The sequence below is a fragment of the Brachymonas sp. KE5 genome (genome assembly GCF_057773645.1).
In genome coordinates this window covers 1,003,576-1,019,984 of the sequence record NZ_CM173463.1, presented here as the reverse complement: position 1 = coordinate 1,019,984, position 16,409 = coordinate 1,003,576, and the positions used below count along the sequence as shown (strand labels likewise).

Annotated in this window: 16 protein-coding genes; 6 read left to right on the top strand and 10 right to left on the bottom strand. The window is 64.8% G+C overall.

The features are described from left to right. Positions 1-344 precede the first annotated feature (344 nt). A complete protein-coding gene (locus ACX36O_RS04875; protein WP_323030868.1) occupies positions 345-1,268 on the top strand; it encodes a DMT family transporter in 924 nt (307 codons plus the stop codon). Between the two features lie 80 nt (positions 1,269-1,348). Here the strand turns inward: ACX36O_RS04875 and rraA are convergent, their stop codons facing one another. Then, entirely contained in the window at positions 1,349-1,849 is a 501-nt protein-coding gene (rraA, locus tag ACX36O_RS04870; protein WP_323030867.1) for a ribonuclease E activity regulator RraA, read from the bottom strand. A 260-nt stretch (positions 1,850-2,109) separates the two neighbouring features. Here rraA and ACX36O_RS04865 point away from each other — a divergent pair, with 260 nt between their 5' ends. Beyond that, positions 2,110-2,409 carry an SWIB/MDM2 domain-containing protein gene (locus tag ACX36O_RS04865; RefSeq protein WP_371686967.1) on the top strand — a complete coding sequence of 100 codons (300 nt, stop codon included), beginning with the start codon at positions 2,110-2,112 and terminating at the stop codon, positions 2,407-2,409. A 104-nt stretch (positions 2,410-2,513) separates the two neighbouring features. On the opposite strand, the gene ACX36O_RS04860 is transcribed toward ACX36O_RS04865, so the two are convergent. Both ACX36O_RS04860 and clpB read right to left on the bottom strand, forming a co-directional pair. Continuing rightward, a complete protein-coding gene (locus tag ACX36O_RS04860; protein ID WP_371686966.1) occupies positions 2,514-3,101 on the bottom strand; it encodes a Spy/CpxP family protein refolding chaperone in 588 nt (195 codons plus the stop codon). Between the two features lie 175 nt (positions 3,102-3,276). Next, the gene (gene clpB, locus ACX36O_RS04855; protein ID WP_488360127.1) at positions 3,277-5,874 is read right to left on the bottom strand and encodes an ATP-dependent chaperone ClpB; all 2,598 of its coding nucleotides are present in this window, start codon (positions 5,872-5,874) and stop codon (positions 3,277-3,279) included. 119 nt (positions 5,875-5,993) lie between these two features. On the opposite strand from clpB, the gene ACX36O_RS04850 reads away from it, so the two are divergent. Together ACX36O_RS04850 and ppsR are read left to right on the top strand one after the other, a co-directional pair. Further along, complete coding sequence (locus ACX36O_RS04850; protein WP_371686964.1) at positions 5,994-6,584, top strand: hypothetical protein; 591 nt, start codon at positions 5,994-5,996, stop codon at positions 6,582-6,584. Between the two features lie 64 nt (positions 6,585-6,648). Beyond that, positions 6,649-7,479: a posphoenolpyruvate synthetase regulatory kinase/phosphorylase PpsR gene (ppsR, locus tag ACX36O_RS04845; RefSeq protein ID WP_488360126.1), complete on the top strand. Its 831-nt coding sequence runs from the start codon at positions 6,649-6,651 to the stop codon at positions 7,477-7,479. Between the two features lie 10 nt (positions 7,480-7,489). On the opposite strand, the gene ACX36O_RS04840 is transcribed toward ppsR, so the two are convergent. Next, entirely contained in the window at positions 7,490-8,593 is a 1,104-nt protein-coding gene (locus tag ACX36O_RS04840; protein WP_488360125.1) for a patatin-like phospholipase family protein, read from the bottom strand. 241 nt (positions 8,594-8,834) lie between these two features. On the opposite strand from ACX36O_RS04840, the gene ACX36O_RS04835 reads away from it, so the two are divergent. Together ACX36O_RS04835 and ACX36O_RS04830 are read left to right on the top strand one after the other, a co-directional pair. Continuing rightward, positions 8,835-9,281, top strand: a complete 447-nt coding sequence (locus ACX36O_RS04835) for an RNA-binding S4 domain-containing protein (protein ID WP_213360161.1) — start codon at positions 8,835-8,837, stop codon at positions 9,279-9,281. Between the two features lie 8 nt (positions 9,282-9,289). Continuing rightward, positions 9,290-9,955: a Smr/MutS family protein gene (locus tag ACX36O_RS04830; RefSeq protein WP_213360159.1), complete on the top strand. Its 666-nt coding sequence runs from the start codon at positions 9,290-9,292 to the stop codon at positions 9,953-9,955. A 72-nt stretch (positions 9,956-10,027) separates the two neighbouring features. On the opposite strand, the gene ACX36O_RS04825 is transcribed toward ACX36O_RS04830, so the two are convergent. From ACX36O_RS04825 to hisB, 6 genes are all read right to left on the bottom strand, one after another. Then, positions 10,028-10,450: a group II truncated hemoglobin gene (locus ACX36O_RS04825; RefSeq protein ID WP_213360157.1), complete on the bottom strand. Its 423-nt coding sequence runs from the start codon at positions 10,448-10,450 to the stop codon at positions 10,028-10,030. Positions 10,451-10,468: 18 nt separating this feature from the next. Then, positions 10,469-13,156, bottom strand: a complete 2,688-nt coding sequence (locus tag ACX36O_RS04820; protein WP_488360124.1) for an ABC transporter permease — start codon at positions 13,154-13,156, stop codon at positions 10,469-10,471. Between the two features lie 164 nt (positions 13,157-13,320). After that, positions 13,321-14,181, bottom strand: coding sequence for a D-hexose-6-phosphate mutarotase (locus ACX36O_RS04815; protein ID WP_371686959.1), 861 nt, complete (start codon positions 14,179-14,181; stop codon positions 13,321-13,323). A gap of 9 nt (positions 14,182-14,190) precedes the next feature. Continuing rightward, the gene (gene hisA, locus ACX36O_RS04810) at positions 14,191-14,940 is read right to left on the bottom strand and encodes a 1-(5-phosphoribosyl)-5-[(5-phosphoribosylamino)methylideneamino]imidazole-4-carboxamide isomerase (RefSeq protein ID WP_213360152.1); all 750 of its coding nucleotides are present in this window, start codon (positions 14,938-14,940) and stop codon (positions 14,191-14,193) included. A gap of 52 nt (positions 14,941-14,992) precedes the next feature. Next, positions 14,993-15,640: an imidazole glycerol phosphate synthase subunit HisH gene (gene hisH / locus ACX36O_RS04805; RefSeq protein ID WP_213360151.1), complete on the bottom strand. Its 648-nt coding sequence runs from the start codon at positions 15,638-15,640 to the stop codon at positions 14,993-14,995. Next, complete coding sequence (gene hisB, locus ACX36O_RS04800) at positions 15,640-16,251, bottom strand: imidazoleglycerol-phosphate dehydratase HisB (RefSeq protein ID WP_213360150.1); 612 nt, start codon at positions 16,249-16,251, stop codon at positions 15,640-15,642. The genes hisH and hisB overlap by 1 nt, the downstream gene beginning before the upstream one ends. Positions 16,252-16,409 lie beyond the last annotated feature (158 nt).

Sequence of the window (16,409 nt, the reverse complement as noted above, 5' to 3'; positions counted from 1 at the left end):
TACACAATGATTTTTGCAATACGGAAAAATGAAGTGTGTTATGGAAAAATATGGACACCCTCTTTCAGTCGAATTTCCACAATGCAAAACGAGTTTCCAGAAATAGAAAAATCAGGCTCTTTCGCACCGCCCCGCCCCTGCCGCCGACGGTGCAAAACAAGGCGTTTTTCCTTCCCAGCATGCCAGCACGGCATGACAGCCCAACGACAATGCGTGGCGCTGGCCGCCTCTTTGGGAACCGCGCTGCGCGCGGGCACCTGCTGTGCAGGCCATCGCCTTGAAAGCGGCCAGTTGAAGATAATGACGACTTGCGCACAAGTCCGCCACCTCCGCACTTCCCGTTCATGCAAGCCCTGCCCCGCTCCCTTGCCCTGCTCTGTCTGGCTGCCAGCATGCTGCTGGTGGGCAGCTACGTCGCGCTCACCAAGCCGCTGGCGTTGGTGTTTCCGGTGATGCTGCTGGCCTGGCTGCGCTTCGGCATTGGCGGCGGCGCCATGCTGCACTGGCTGCGCAAACCTGCTGGCGAACCTCCGATGACACCGCGCACCCGCTGGCTGCTGTTCCTGGAGTCCTTCTTTGGCAACTTCCTGTTCACGCTGTGCATGATCGCCGGCATGCGGCTGACCACGGCGGTGGCTGCCAGCGTGATCATGGCCTCGATTCCGGCCGTCGTGGCCGTGCTGGGCTGGCTGATCCTGCGCGAGCGGATGACGCTGCGCATCCTGCTGTCCATCCTGTGCGCGGTGGGGGGTGTGGCGCTGCTGGCGCTGGCGCGCGGGAATGGCGCGGCCAATGCTTCAGCCCAATCGTCCTGGCTCGGCTATGTGCTGCTGTTCGCCGCCGTGGTGTGCGAGGCCAGCTATTCCATCATCGGCAAGCTGCTCACGGCCAGCCTCTCGCCGCGGCGCATCACGGCGCTGATCAATCTGTGGGGTCTGGCTCTGTCCACGCCGCTGGGCCTGTACGCTGCCTGGCAGTTCGACTTTGGCGCCGTGCCGCCATCGATCTGGCTGCTGTTGCTGTTCTACGCACTGGCAGCCTGCATGGGCAGCGTGTGGCTGTGGATGACCGGCCTCAAGGTGATTCCCGCTTCGCAGGCGGGCGTGTTCACCGTGATGCTGCCAGTGGGCACCGCCCTGACCGGCGTGCTGGCGCTGGGCGAAACCCTCAATGCCATGCAGGGCCTGGCACTGGGCATCGCCCTGCTGGGGGTGCTGATGGCGACCCTGCCCGGCCGCACCCAGGCCTTGCCGCCCGTATCAAGCTGAGAGATACACGGCCCGCAAAGGCCTTTCCGAAAACGCCGCCTCAGGTCGCAGCCATGCGGCCCGGCAAAGCGGCAAAACCGTCAGCACAAGGGCTTGTCGCTCACCACGATGCCGTCATCGTCCGCATACAGCCAGTCGCCCGGGCGCACAACCACGCCCTGCACATGCACGGGCACATCCACCAGCCCCTCTTGGCGCTTCATGGGCGGCATCGGCATGGAGGCCAGCGCGCGGATGCCGACCTGCAGCGGAGCCAGCTCGCGCACGTCGCGCACGCAGCCATCGACCACCACGCCGGCCCAGCCGTTCTTCTCGACCAGCTTGCCGATGTTGCCGCCGACCAGCGCGGTGCGCAACGAGCCGGCACCGGCCACCACCAGCACGCGGCCCTTGCCTTCGGTCTCGAGCACGGACTTGACGGTGGTGTTGTCCTCGAAGCACTGCACGGTCACGACCTGGCCCGAGAACGGTGCGCTGGAGGCATAGTTGCGGAACACCGGCGGCAGCACGGCAAAGCCGGGCGGAACGCCGTCGCGGTGGGGGTCGCAGAAGTCGCAGGTGGCAAAAGTGGCTTGGGTCATGAAAGGTCTCCCGGTCAATATGCGTGGCATGATACCGAAGCAGATGGCAGCCGGAACTGGCCTTGCATCTTCCTGCACAGGCCCTGAACCGCCGAAACCCCGCAATCAGGGGTAAACCCTCTATCGAATGGCGCGCAAATTTTCACAAACTCGCTCTCGGAGATTGTGAAATCGGCGTAATCTCCATTAGGATTGCTGGCATGCAGTCCTTGCCTGACTGCTCATTCCATCTTTTTTCCACTGCGAGAGACCACACTACCATGGCTACTGCAAAGAAACCCGCTGCCGCCAAGGCCGCTGCCCCCAAGAAACGTGAACCCAATGCCGCCTTCATGAAGCCGCTGAACCCCAGCGCAGAACTGGGTGCCGTGGTGGGCACCAAGCCGCTGCCGCGCACCGAGGTGATCAAGAAGCTGTGGGAATACATCAAGGCCAACAAGCTGCAGGACGAGCAGAACAAGCGCAACATCAACGCCGACGACAAGCTGGCCAAGGTGTTCGGCAAGAAGCAGGTCACCATGTTCGAAATGGCAGGCCTGATCGGCAAGCACCTGTCCTGACCGGTGGGTGCGACCGTTGCGGTCGCACTGCCCCAGATACGAGAAAGCCGACTCCGCGGAGTCGGCTTTTTGTTGCCCGCACCCGGTGCGGGCACGCGGCGGGTTTACTGCACCGGCTGCTGCATCATCGGGCGCATCATGCGCTGGCCTGGCTGCTTCTGCATGCCGCCCTGCCTCCAGGCCCCCATGGTGTGCATCTGGTCGAAGCTGGCGCGCTGCTCGGCCGTGAGCACATTGCGCAGGTTGCGCGTGGCGGCTGCGGCCTTTTCCATGCCGGCGGCACGCGCCTTCATCTGGTCGGCCTGGTGTTGCATGCGCTGATCGGGCGTCATGGCCTGCATCTTCTGCATCCAGTCGGCACGGTTGCCGCTCATCATGGGCTTGCTCGCGCGCATCTGCAGGTGCGCAGTCACATAGGCATCCCAGTACGGACGCTGGGCCGGCGTGATCTTGAGCAACTGGGCTTCGCGCACGAAGCGCTGCTGGAACCAGGCCTCGCGCTGCTCGGGCGTCATGCGCGGCATGCGGGCCATGCGTGCCCCTGGCGCACCCATCGTGCCCGGAGCACCGGCTTGCGGCTGCGCGGCAGCAGGCGCTGCGGGAGTGGAGGCGGTCTGGCCGGTCTGCGCGCAAGCAGCCAGCATGGCAGTCATGCCGGCAGCGATCAGGGTGGTACGAAGGCGGATAGTCATGCTGTGGCTCCTTGGTTGTTGTACCCTGATGGATTGCCGCAGGGCGGGCAGGTTCCGTCGGCGCCCGCGCCTGTTTGCAACAAAATGCAAACGTGCAGTGCTCAGCATACGAAAAAGGCTGGAACAGCCCTCGCCATTCCAGCCCTGTCTTGCCACGTTCAGTGGCGGTGCGGCATCACGCCGCCTCGAAGCGGAACTCGCCCGGCGCGTTGACCGGATCCACGCTGACCTGGATCGTGCTCTTGGGCGGGAACTTGCCCTCGAGCAGCGCCTTGGACAGCGGGTTCTCGATGCGCTGCTGGATGGCCCGCTTGAGCGGACGTGCGCCAAACACCGGATCGAAACCGACCTTGGCCAGCTCTTCCAGCGCCGCCGGCGACACATCCAGCTCGAGATCCATCTTGTGCAGGCGCTGCTGCAGCACCTTGAGCTGGATCTTCGCAATATCGGCAATATGCGCCGCGCTCAAGCCGTGGAACACCACGATCTCGTCGATCCGGTTGAGGAATTCGGGACGGAAGTTCGCCTTCAGTTCATCGAACACCGCATCCTTGATCTCGTCCTGCGGGCTGCCGACCATCGCCTGGATGATGGGCGAGCCGATGTTGCTGGTCATGACGATCACGGTGTTCTTGAAGTCCACGGTGCGGCCCTGGCCATCGGTCAGGCGGCCATCATCCAGCACCTGCAGCAGCACGTTGAACACATCCGGATGGGCCTTCTCCACCTCGTCCAGCAGGATCACGCTGTAGGGCTTGCGGCGCACGGCTTCGGTCAGGTAGCCGCCCTCCTCGTAGCCCACGTAGCCCGGAGGCGCACCGATCAGGCGGGCCACGGAGTGCTTCTCCATGAACTCGCTCATGTCGATGCGCACCATGTGCTCGTCGCTGTCGAACAGGAAACCCGCCAGCGCCTTGGTCAGCTCGGTCTTGCCCACGCCCGTGGGGCCGAGGAACAGGAAGGAGCCGGCCGGCCGGTTCGGATCGCTCAGGCCGGAGCGCGAGCGGCGGATGGCGTTGGCCACGGCGCTGATGGCCTCGTCCTGGCCCACCACGCGCTCGTGCAGCTTGGCTTCCATCATCAGCAGCTTCTCGCGCTCGCCCTGCATCATCTTGGCCACCGGAATGCCGGTGGCCCGGCTGACCACCTCGGCAATTTCTTCGGCGCCCACCTGGGTGCGCAGCAGCTGGTTGCCCTTGCCGTGGCCGTCGGCAGCGGTTTCCTTGTCCTGCGCTTCCTTCAGGCGGCGTTCCAGCTCCGGCAGCTTGCCGTACTGCAGCTCGGCCACCTTGTTGAAATCGCCCTTGCGGGTGAATTCCTCGATCTGGAACTTGAGCTTGTCCAGCTCCTCGCGCACCTGCTGGCTGCCCTGCGCGGCGGCTTTTTCGGATTTCCAGATCTCTTCCAGATCGGCGTATTCCTTCTGCAGGCTCCGGATTTCATCCTCGATGATTTCCAGGCGCTTCTGCGAGGCTTCGTCCTTTTCCTTGTTCAGCGCCTCGCGCTCGATCTTGAGCTGGATCAGGCGACGGTCGAGCTTGTCCATCGCCTCCGGCTTGGAGTCGATCTCGAGCTTGATCTTGGCCGCTGCCTCGTCGATCAAGTCGATCGCCTTGTCGGGCAGGAAGCGGTCGGTGATGTAGCGGTGGCTCAGTTCGGCCGCGGCCACGATGGCCGGGTCGGTGATTTCCACTCCATGGTGCACCTCGTACTTTTCCTGCAGGCCGCGCAGGATGGCGATGGTCGCCTCGACGGTCGGTTCGCCCACCAGCACTTTCTGGAAGCGGCGTTCCAGCGCGGCATCCTTTTCGATGTACTTGCGGTATTCATCCAGCGTGGTGGCGCCGACGCAGTGCAGTTCGCCCCGAGCCAGCGCAGGCTTGAGCATGTTGCCGGCATCCATGGCGCCTTCGGCCTTGCCGGCGCCGACCATGGTGTGCAGCTCGTCGATGAACAGAATGGTCTGGCCTTCGTCCTTGGCCAGCTCGTTCAACACGGTCTTGAGGCGTTCCTCGAAATCGCCGCGGTACTTGGCGCCCGCCAGCAGCGCCGCCATGTCGAGCGAAAGCACGCGCTTGTTGCGCAGGGTATCCGGCACTTCGCCAGAGACGATGCGCTGGGCCAGGCCTTCGACGATGGCGGTTTTGCCCACGCCCGGTTCGCCGATCAGCACCGGGTTGTTCTTGGTGCGGCGCTGCAGCACCTGGATGGTGCGGCGGATTTCGTCGTCACGGCCGATCACCGGATCGAGCTTGCCCAGGCGCGCGCGCTCGGTCAGGTCGAGCGTGTATTTCTTCAGCGCCTCGCGCTGGCCTTCGGCATCGGCGCTGTCCACGCTCTGGCCGCCGCGCACGGCGTCGATTGCCGCTTCGAGGCTCTTGCGCGTCAGCCCGTTCTGGCGGGCGATGTCGCCAATGTTGCCCTTGGAATCGGCCACGGCGAGCAGGAACAGCTCGCTGGCAATGAACTGGTCATTGCGCTTGATGGCTTCCTTCTCGGTAGCCTGCAGCAGCTTGCCCAGATCGGGGCCGGGCTGCACCTGCTCCTGGCCCTGCACCTGCGGCAGGCGGTTGACCGCGCCCTCGACGGCAGTGGCCAACCCCTGCACGTTGACGCCGGCCCGCTGCAGCAGCGAGCGCGGGCCGTCCTCCTGGCGCAGCATGGCCAGCAGCACGTGGGCGGGTTCGATATAGGCGTGGTCCTTGCCCAGGGCAATGCTCTGGGCGTCTCCCAGGGCTTCCTGGAATTTGGTGGTGAGTTTGTCAAGTCGCATCAGGAAAATCCTCCTTCATTGCCCACGTATATACGTTCCAATCGGGGGCTTTCAAGGGCTGGCGACTACTGGATGCAAGCCCTGATGCGCAAACTCCACAGCCCTGCCAAAATAGGCCCATGCATGTCCATCAGATCAGCCTCCAGTACCGTCCGCTTGATGACCGCATCCTGCTGCGCATCAGTCTGCGTGAAGGCGGCGAACAAACCGCGTGGCTCACGCGCCGGCTCCTGCTCAAGCTGTGGCCACTGCTGCGCAACAGCGTGGCCGATTTCGTGGCCAAGGTGCAGGCCACCCAGGGCACCGCAGCTTCAAGCGTGGCGCTTGCCGACGGCAACACGCGCCAGTTGCTGAGCGACCTGCGCAGCAGTGCGGCCAACGAAAAGGCCGATTTTTCGCGCCCCTATGCCGAGGCCGGGAGCTCCCTCGACAACACCCTGCTGGTGCATACCGTCAATCTCTACAGCCAGCCCCAGAAGGCCCGCTTCGCCATCGAACTGGTGGATAAACCGGCCACCCCCGATAGCCAGGCGCGCCGGCTCAAGTGGGACATGGACGAAACCACGCTGCATGCCAGCATGAAGCTGCTGGACGATGCCATCCAGGCCTCGGGCTGGGACATTCGGGCCGCCACCGCCAGCGCCGAGCCTGCACCGGCCAGCCAGACCGATTCGCTGCACGCGCTGGAACGCCCAAAATACCTGAACTGAGCCCGTCCGAAAGGGCCGCGCCGCCGCGTTACACTCGCAGCAAAACACCTTGCAGGATCGACGCATGCCCAACACCCGCCACCTCCGCACCGTATTCTTCGTCTCCGACGGCACCGGCATTACCGCCGAAACCTTCGGCAAGTCGATCATGGCGCAATTCGACATTCCGGTGCGCTACGTGCGCCTGCCGTTCATCGACAGCCTGGAGAAGGCGCGCAAGGTGGTCGAGCAGATCAACACCGTGGCCCAGAACGAGGGGGTGCGGCCCATCGTCTTCACCACGCTGGTCAACATGGACGTGGTGCACGTCATCAACGCCGACACGCACGCCGTAGTGATGGACATGTTCGCCACTTTCGTCAACCCGCTGGAGCGCGAGCTCGGCATCAAATCGCACCACCGCGTGGGCCGCTTCTCCGACGTGGCCAAGAGCCAGGCCTACCGCGACCGCATGGAAGCCATCAACTTCAGCCTGATGCACGACGACGGGCAGATGAACAAGGGCCTGGAAGAATCGGATGTGATCCTGATCGGGGTCAGCCGCAGCGGCAAGACGCCCACCTCGCTGTACCTGGCCCTGCAATACGGCCTGAAGGTGTCCAACTATCCGCTGATTCCGGAAGATTTCGAACGCCGCCAGCTGCCCCCCTCGCTGCTGCCCTTCAAGGCCAAGCTGTTCGGCCTTACCATCCAGCCCGATCGCCTGAGCGAGATCCGCAACGAGCGCCGCCCCGGCTCGCGCTACGCCAGCCTGGAAAATTGCCGCTACGAGGTGGCCGAGGCCGAGTCCATGATGCGCCGCGCCGGCGTGCGCTGGCTCTCCACCACCACCAAGTCGATCGAGGAAATCGCCACCACCATCCTGCAGGAGGTGATGCCGGATCACGACTACTGAGCCGGCCGGCTCAGTCGTGCATCACCATGTCGTCGGAATAATCCCGGTCGATATTGATGCTGCTCTTCCTGCCAACCAGCGGATAGGCTTTCTTGAGCCAGGCCTGGGCCTGCGCACGGCCGTGCTCGAACAGGCGGTTGAGCAGCGTGGTGTCGGTAGAAATCTTGCTGTAGCTGTCCAGCCCCGACAGCATTTCGCCGCCATCGATGCGGTGCATCAGCACACGCTTGAACTCCGGTTCCTGCAGCTTGCCTTCGTCGATCAGGCGGTTGACGAAGCCGATGGTGTGCATCTGCGACAGCAGGTTGGCGTTGAAGGTGATTTCGTTGATGCGATCGGTGATCTCCGTCTGGCTGGTCGGCACGCCCGTGCGTTCGAGCGGGGCGATCTGCACCAGCAGGATATCGGCCGATTCGCAGTTGGAAATCAGCGGCGTGAGCGGCGGATTGGCGACAAAGCCGCCGTCCCAGTAGTGGTGGCCGTTGAGCTCCACGGCCTGGAACGCCTGGGGCAGGCAGGAGGATGCCATTACCGCCTGCAGGCTGATCTCCTTGCCCGTGAACACTTCCGCCTTGCCCGAGCTGATGTGCGTGGCCGACAGGAACAGGTGGTGCTTGCGCATGCTTGCCAGCGCATCGAAATCCACCTCGCGGCGCAACAGTTCGCGCAGCGGGTTCAGGTCCAGCGGGTTGAAGTTGTAGGGAGACGACCACTGCTGGAAGGCGTTGGCCAGGATGCTGCCGGGGTTGGGCAGCATCGAGAGGAACGGCACCATGCTGGCCAGGTTGTCGTTCAGCGCCGTCAGGCTGCCGGCGGCCATCACGCCCTTCCAGATGTTGCGCAGCTTGCTGCGCGCAGCCTCGTGGCAATCCATGCCCTCGACATCGCAGCGGATCAGCCCGTCCACCAGGGCCACGGCGTTGACCGAGCCGGAACTCGCCCCGCTGATGCCCTCGAATTCCAGGCGGCCATCTTCCAGCAGGGCATCCAGCACGCCCCAGGTAAATGCACCATGCGCGCCGCCGCCCTGCAGGGCGAGATTGACCTTCTTGCGCCTTGGCAAAGCGGCTCGGGCGGAAGAGCGGGCAGAGGGGGATTTTTCTGGACGGGACATGCGCGGTTCTGGGTTTCCGTAAGCTACCAAACGCATTTTGTGCGCTGCAGCAAATCAGGGATATTACGGGAAAACGGTGTAATGCCTGTGCTGTAGTGGCCGGGATCTTGAAATTTCCTGTTTTGGTGTGACCTACGCGACAGGACTATTGCAGAGTTTACGCAACATACGGCGTTCGGGCATGCCATGTGCAAATCCGCACCGTACAGTAGGATCATCGCTTGCAGCATATTGAAAAAGAATGACAGATACTTCTTCCAGCGACCGCATGCGCATCGACAAATGGCTCTGGGCCGCGCGCTTCTACAAGACACGCGCCCTGGCCGTGGATGAAATCCACAAGGGACGGGTGCGTGTGAACGACCAGGAATGCAAGCCGGCACGCGACGTGAAGGTGGGCGACTGCATCAGCCTGCGCCAGGGCTACGCCACCCGCAGCGTGCAGGTATGCGCCCTCTCCAGCCGCCGCGGCCCGGCGCCGGAAGCACAAAAGCTGTATCAGGAAACGGAAGAAAGCCTGGCCCTGCGCAGCGCCCTGGCCGAGCAGCGCCGGCTGGCGCCGGAGCCTGCGCACAGCATCATGCAGGGACGACCCACCAAGCGCGACCGCCGCCAGCTGCAGCAGACGCGCGACGCCAATGCGCAAGGCCCCTGGGGCGATCGCTGGAGCGCCAGCCTGGATGACTGATTGCAACGATGAAACAGATTGCCAATTCCCTGAGCGACCTCAAGCACCTCAAGGCCACGCTCGACCAGCAGCGGGCCGAGGCAGCCGCACGCCTGCGTGCCGAGCAGGAAGAACGCCAGCGCCTCCAGGCCGAGCAGCGGCTGTTCGTACATGCCGTGGGCAAGGTTCAGCCGCTGTCCGGCAACCACCACGGCCGCGTGGCCCTGCGCGGGGAGCCCGTGGCGCCGCGCCCGGTGCAGCGCGAGCGTGATCACCAGGCCGTGCTGCAGGAGGCGCTGAGCGATGCCTTCGATATCACGACCCTGCTTGAAACCGACGAAACCCTGAGCTACCGCCGCCCCGGGGTGGGCCCGGACGTGGTGCGCAAGCTGCGCCAGGGCCAATGGAGCATCCAGGCCCAGCTCGACCTGCACGGGCTGCGCCGTGACGGTGCGCGCGATACGCTGGGCGCCTTCATCCGCGAATGCCAGCGCCACGATGTGCGCTGCGTGCGCATCATCACCGGCAAGGGACTGGGCTCACCGGGCAAGACTTCGGTGATCAAGCACAAGATGTACGGTTGGCTGATCCAGAAGAAGGAGGTGCTGGCTTTTGTGCAGGCCAAGCCCTCCGAGGGTGGTGCAGGAGCGCTGATCGTGCTGCTGGCGCCGCAGCATAGTGGAGCGGGCGGCTGAGCTATTCCTGATGGGCGACGGCCGCTCAATACCATGGCGGCACGCTGGCGCCCGCCTCCTGCGACTACGCTTTCAGCCGTGCCGGTTGCGCATCCAGTCGGCCGTCTGGAAAAAACTCTGGTTCAGCCGCTGGTGCAATTCGGGATCGATGCCCACATCGCCCATGGCCTGGTCCATGCAGGCGACCCACTGGTCGCGCTCCGTCTCGCCGATGGAAAATGGCAGATGGCGCGCCCGCAGGCGCGGATGGCCGAAGCGCTCGACGAAGTAGTCCGGCCCGCCGCTCCAGCCGCACAGGAACCAGAACAGGTGCTGGCGGGCACGATCCAGGCTGGGGCCATGGGCTGCGCGCAACTCGGTATAGGCCGGCTCCAGTTCCATCAAGTCGTAGAAGCGGTCCACCAGTTGCTGCAGCACCGGCTCGCCGCCGATCCACTCGAATACGGTTTCGGGGTGCGCGTTGCGCGTTGCGTTCGGGGTATCGGTATCAGACATGGCAATCCATCAGGCAATTCATTCCGTCGTCGCTGCCCGCAGCGTGGCCACCACCGGGCGGCGCAGCAGGCCGTGCAGGCTCCAGCGTCCGGCCAGCCACGACAGCAGCGATCCAGCCAGTGTCCCGGCAGGCAGCACCCACCAGGCCAGTGACCAGTCGAATTCAAACACATAGCGCGCCAGCGCCCAGCCCAGCGCCAGCGCCACCAGGGCCGCCAGCAGGCCGGCCAGGGCACCCGTTCCCGCCAGTTCGGCCGTCAGCATGCGGCCCAGCAACCGGTTGCCCGCCCCGAGTGCACGCATGATGGCCAGTTCGCGCGCCCGCTCCTCGCGCGTGGCACTGACGGTGGCAAACAGCACCACGACACCCGCTGCCAGGCCAAAGCCGAACAGCAGTTCCACCGCGCGGATCACCTGTTCGAGCACGCCCTGCACTTGGCGGATGGTGGCCGTCATGTCGATCTGGGTGATGTTGGGGAAAGTCTGCAGCAGGCGGTTGTCCAGGCTGGGCTGACCAGCAAGCGGCGGCGGTGTTCGGTAGGCCGTGATCCAGGTGGTGGCCACTTCGTCTCCCAGTGAGGCAACGGGATACATGGCGAAGAAGTTGACGTGCATCGAGGTCCAGTCGACCTTGCGCACCGATGTGATGGTGTTCTCGCGCTGTACGCCGCCCATGTCGAACAGCAGGCGGTCGCCCAGTTTCAGGCCCAGCGTTTCCATGATGCCCTGCTCCATGCTCAGGCCCTGGGCGTCGCCGTCGCGCCAGTTGCCGGCCACCACCGGGTTGTGCGCCGGCCGTTGCGCGCTGAAGCTCAGGTTGAATTCACGGTCCACAAGCCGGCGTGCACGGTCTTCCTGAAACTGCTCGGGCGCGATTGCGCGACCATTGATGGCCACCAGCCGTCCGCGCACCATCGGGTACCAGTCGTACTGGCGCACGCCGGCCTGCTGCAGTTCGGCGCGGAAGGCCTCGGCCTGGTCCGGCATGATGTTGATGACGAAACGGTCCGGCGCATCCACAGGCGTGGCGCGCTTCCAGTCCTCCACCAGATCCGTGCGCAGCAGCAGGAGCAGCAGCAAGGCCAGCAGGCCCACGGCCAGGCTGCTGACCTGCACCATGGCAAACACCGGCCGCGCGGTCAGCTGGCGCCAGGCCAGAGACAGCCAGTGCGGCAGACGCGGTCCGCTGCGGAGCCACCCACGCATCAGCAGCACGGCCAGCCAGCCCAGCAGCATGAACAGCAGCACGGCGCCGGCAAAGCCTCCTACGGCAATCAGACCCAGCTTGAGATCCTGGCTGGTGGCCAGCAGCAAGGCGGCGAAACCCGCAACCCCCAGCAGCACCGCGGATGCCGGCGCGGCCTTGAGCTGCCCGAGTTCGCGCCGGATCACCCGCAGCGGCGGCGTGCCGGCCAGTTGCAGCACGGGTGGCAGGCCGAATGCCAGCAACAGCGTCATGCCCACGCCCAGCCCCAGCCCGAACGGCGCCGCGCCGGGCGGCGGCAAATCGGTCTTCACCAAACCAGCCAGCAGCCAGACGAAGGCGTAATGCACCAGATAACCGAGCAACAGGCCCAGCGCACTGCCCAGTAAGCCCAACAGGGCAAATTCGAAGGTGTAGGCGAGCGCGATCTTGCGCTGCGGCAGGCCGAGCACGCGCAGCATGGCGCAATCATCCAGATGACGCGCCGCAAAGCCGCGCGCCGCCAGTGCCACGGCAACGGCACTCAGCAATGCAGCCAGCAGGGCCACCAGGTTCAGGAAATTGCCGGCGCGACCCAGCGTCTGCTGCATCTGCGGGTTGTTGCCCTCCAGCGCCTCCACCCGGATGCCATGCACATCCGGGCGCTTCAGCTCTGCCTGCGCCCAGGCGGTGTAGCTGCGCACGGCATTGGCCGGTCCGACCAGTGCCAGCCGGTAGTTCACGCGGCTGGCAGGTTGCACCAGTTGCGTGGCGGGCAGGTCTTCCAGCGCCATCATGGCGCGGGGCGCGAAGTTGACGAAGTTGTTGCCCCGGTCAGGCTCGCGCGTCAGCACTCCGCTGATGCGCAGGCGGCTTTCGCCGAGCAGCAAGTCATCGCCGATCTGCAGGCCGAGCGTATCCAGCACGGCCGGCTCGGGCCAGATCTCTCCATGCCCGGGGCCGTGCGTAACCGCCTGTTCCTGCAACGATGGCGACACGCCCCTTGGACCAGCGACTGGGTCTGGCTTGGCAGAACTTGCCGGGACGGTAGCAGCTGTGCCGGCAGGTCCTTCTGTCCCTGTGGGGCCTTCACGTGTCTTGCTGCCGGCGCTTGCGGCAGATGCTGGCTGCATCACCCCCAACGTCCCGCGCAAGGGATATCCGGCACTCACCGCCTTGAGCATGACCAGCCGCCCGGCCTCGCCCTTTTCCGGCGCGGTACGCGCCATGGTCGGGAAGGTCTGCGTCTGGATGGCGGTCAGGCCCAGCGTTCTGGCACGCTCGACAAAGGCGGCCGGAGTCGGCTGGTCGCTGCTCACCACCACATCGCCACCGAGCATCTGCGCCGCATCGCGCAGCAAGGCATTGTTCAGCCGGTCGGCAAAGAAACCAACCGCCGTCAGCGCTGCCACCGCCAGCAGCACGGCCAGCACCAGCATGCGCAACTCACCCGCGCGCACATCGCGCCAGAGCGTGCGCCAGCCCAGGCGCCAGAAGGAAATCGAAGGAGAGGAAGCTGTCATCGGATCAGAGTTTCGGTCATTGTGAAGCAACTTCCCCAACCCACGCAGGAACCCGGACAAAGCGGCCGCAAACAGCCCCTAACGGCGAGACCCCGTTCTGCTGCCATGCCCAGACAGTTTTTCCGCTCAGGACGCCCCTGCTTGTCTGGCCAATAGCCGGACAATCAGGCAACCTGCAAGGTCTGCCCGCCCTGCCAGGCTTGTTCCGGTTCCAGCGTCACCGCCGTATCGATCTGTGCTGCTTCGACACAGACAAACCGGCGATAGCCGTCAGCCGGCAGGTCCGGCAAGCTTGCGCACAAGGCGGCACCCGGATTCCACACCACGGTTTGCGCCATGCTGGCCGGCTGCGACACACGCAGCCAGTGCGAGGCTTGTTGCAGCGTGGCGCGCGGCAAAGCCGGATAGACACGGTCCACCTCGCCGGCAAATACGATGTCGCCCTGCTGTACCGGATACTCGGGATCGGCGCCCGTTACGGCATCCCAATAACGCTGGCCGTCCGCCCCGCTGATCGCCAGCGCGGCCACGTCATCCACGCCCAGATAGCTGTGCAGCGCCGTGGTGAAGGCAAACGCCTGCGCCCCGGTGTTGCGCACCTGCAGTTGCACATCCAGCCGCGCCGACAGCAGGCGTACCGTCAGGTCGGCCTCGAAGTCATGCGGCCAGGCCATGATGCCTTGCGCGTCCTGCAACAGTGCCTCCGGCACATCGGCACGCGTCAGGCGCAGGGTGACGGACGCATCCGACTGCTCCAGCACCCGCCAGGGCACCACGCGCGCAAAGCCGTGCTTGACCAGCGGCCCGCGCCGGTTGAACTGCGGCCAGCACACCGGAATGCCGCCGCGGATGGCCGCGCTGCGATCCAGCACCGCCTTCGGGCTGAGATAGAGTAATTCCTTGCCCTCGGCCAATGTCCACGACAGCACCTGCGCGCCGAACAGCGCCACCACGGCACGTTCGCCCGAGCGTGCCTGCAAGGTCACCACCGGCAGATCCGCCGGCAACAGGGAAATGTTGGACACGGCTGCCGCTTACTCGTCCGTACCGTTGAGCTCGTCGGCGCGATCCTGCGCAGCGGCAAAATCCAGATCGCCGCTGTAGATGGCACGGCCGGCAATCACGCCCACCACGCCTTCGTCCTCGACCGCGCACAGCTTCTCGATGTCGTCCATATTGCTCAGGCCGCCCGAGGCAATCACCGGAATCGTGCTGGCCTGCGCCAGGCGCACCGTGGCCTCGATGTTCACGCCGCTCAGCATGCCGTCGCGGCCGATATCGGTATAGATGATGCTGTCCACGCCCAGGTCTTCGTACTTCTTCGCCAGATCGGTCACTTCGTGGCCGGTCAGCTTGCTCCAGCCATCGGTGGCTACCTTGCCGTCCTTGGCATCCAGGCCCACGATGATGTGGCCGCCGAAAGCGCTGCAGGCGTCGGCCAGGAAGCCGGGGTTTTTCACCGCGGCAGTGCCGATGATGACATAGCGCAGGCCGGCGTCGATGTACTGCTCGATGGTGTCCAGATCGCGGATGCCGCCGCCCAGCTGCACCGGGATTTCATCCCCGAGCTCCTGCAGGATTTCCTTCACCACGCCCAGGTTCTTGGGCTTGCCGGCAAAGGCGCCGTTCAGGTCCACCAAATGCAGGCGCCGTGCGCCCTGCTCCAGCCAGTGGACGGCCTGCGCCACCGGATCGGTATTGAAGGTGGTGACGCGGTTCATGTCGCCCTGTTGCAGGCGCACGCATTGGCCGTCTTTCAGGTCGATGGCAGGAATCAGCAGCATGATGGTCTCGAAAAATCAGAAAAAGGAATGCGGGGCCCCGACCATGCGGGAATCAGGGCTTCCAGTGCAGGAAGTTGCGGTACAGCGCCAGACCGGCGTCGGCGCTTTTCTCGGGATGGAACTGGGTGGCAAAAATATTGTCGCGCGCAATCGCGGCGGTGTAGCGGCCCCCGTAGTCGGCCTCGCCCACGCTGTGTTCGGCATTGGCCGGCGATGCAAAATAGCTGTGCAGAAAGTAGAACCAGCTGTTGTCGGCAATGCCTTCCCACACCGGATGCGGGCGGGAGATGGCAACCTGGTTCCAGCCCATCTGCGGCACTTTGAAGCGGCTGCCATCGGGCTGGGTACGGCCTTCGAGCTGGAAGCGTTTGACCTCACCGGGAAACAGTCCCAGCGCCGGCGTATCGCCCTCTTCGCTGTGCTCCAGCATCATCTGCATGCCCACGCAGACGCCGAACAGCGGCTTGTTCGCCGCCGCTTCCAGCACCGCCTGCATCATGCCGCTGTCGCGCAGGTGCTGCATGCAGTCGCGCATGGCGCCCTGGCCCGGAAGCACCACGCGCTCGGCCTGCTGGATCTGCTCGGGCTGGCGCGCAATCACCACCTCGTAGCGGTCCTCTGCCACATGCAGCATGGCCTGCGCCACCGAGCGCAGGTTGCCCATTTCATAATCAACGATCGCAACGACCGGTTTTGCCATCACAGACTGCCCTTGGTGGAAGGAATCATGCCGGCCGCACGCGGATCCAGTTCCAGCGCCTGGCGCAGCGCCCGGCCAAAGGCCTTGAACACCGTCTCGCACTGGTGGTGCGCGTTGATGCCGCGCAGGTTGTCGATGTGCAGGGTGACGCCCGCGTGGTTGACGAAGCCCTGGAAGAATTCGTACACCAATTGCGTGTCCAGCGCGCCGATCATGCCGGCAGTGAACGGGATGTGATACGTCAGGCCGGGGCGGCCGGACAGGTCGATCACCACGCGGCTCAGCGCCTCGTCCAGCGGCACATAGGCATGGCCATAGCGGCGGATGCCTTTCTTGTCGCCCACGGCACGGGCCACGGCCTGGCCGAAGGTGATGCCGATGTCTTCCACCGTGTGATGGCCGTCGATGTGCAGGTCGCCCTTGCAGGCCACGTTCAGGTCGATCAGGCCATGGCGGGCGATCTGCTCCAGCATGTGGTCGAAAAAGCCAATGCCGCTCTGGAGACTGGACGTGCCGGTGCCGTCGAGGTTGATGGCAACGGTGATGTCGGTTTCGGCAGTCTTGCGCGAAACCTCGGCAGTACGGGCGCTGGGCACGATCGGGGTGGTCATGGCGTGTGGGTTCTCCATCGCTCCCGGCCACGCGGGCCGGAGCAGGTCAGTAGGGAATTGTAGGAACGTTTGCCCGCATTTGGCCGATTGCCCGCCGGGCAGCCGGCCCGGCGCGCGGGCATGATGCACCCCTGCAACGCATTGCAGCACGGCCGGGG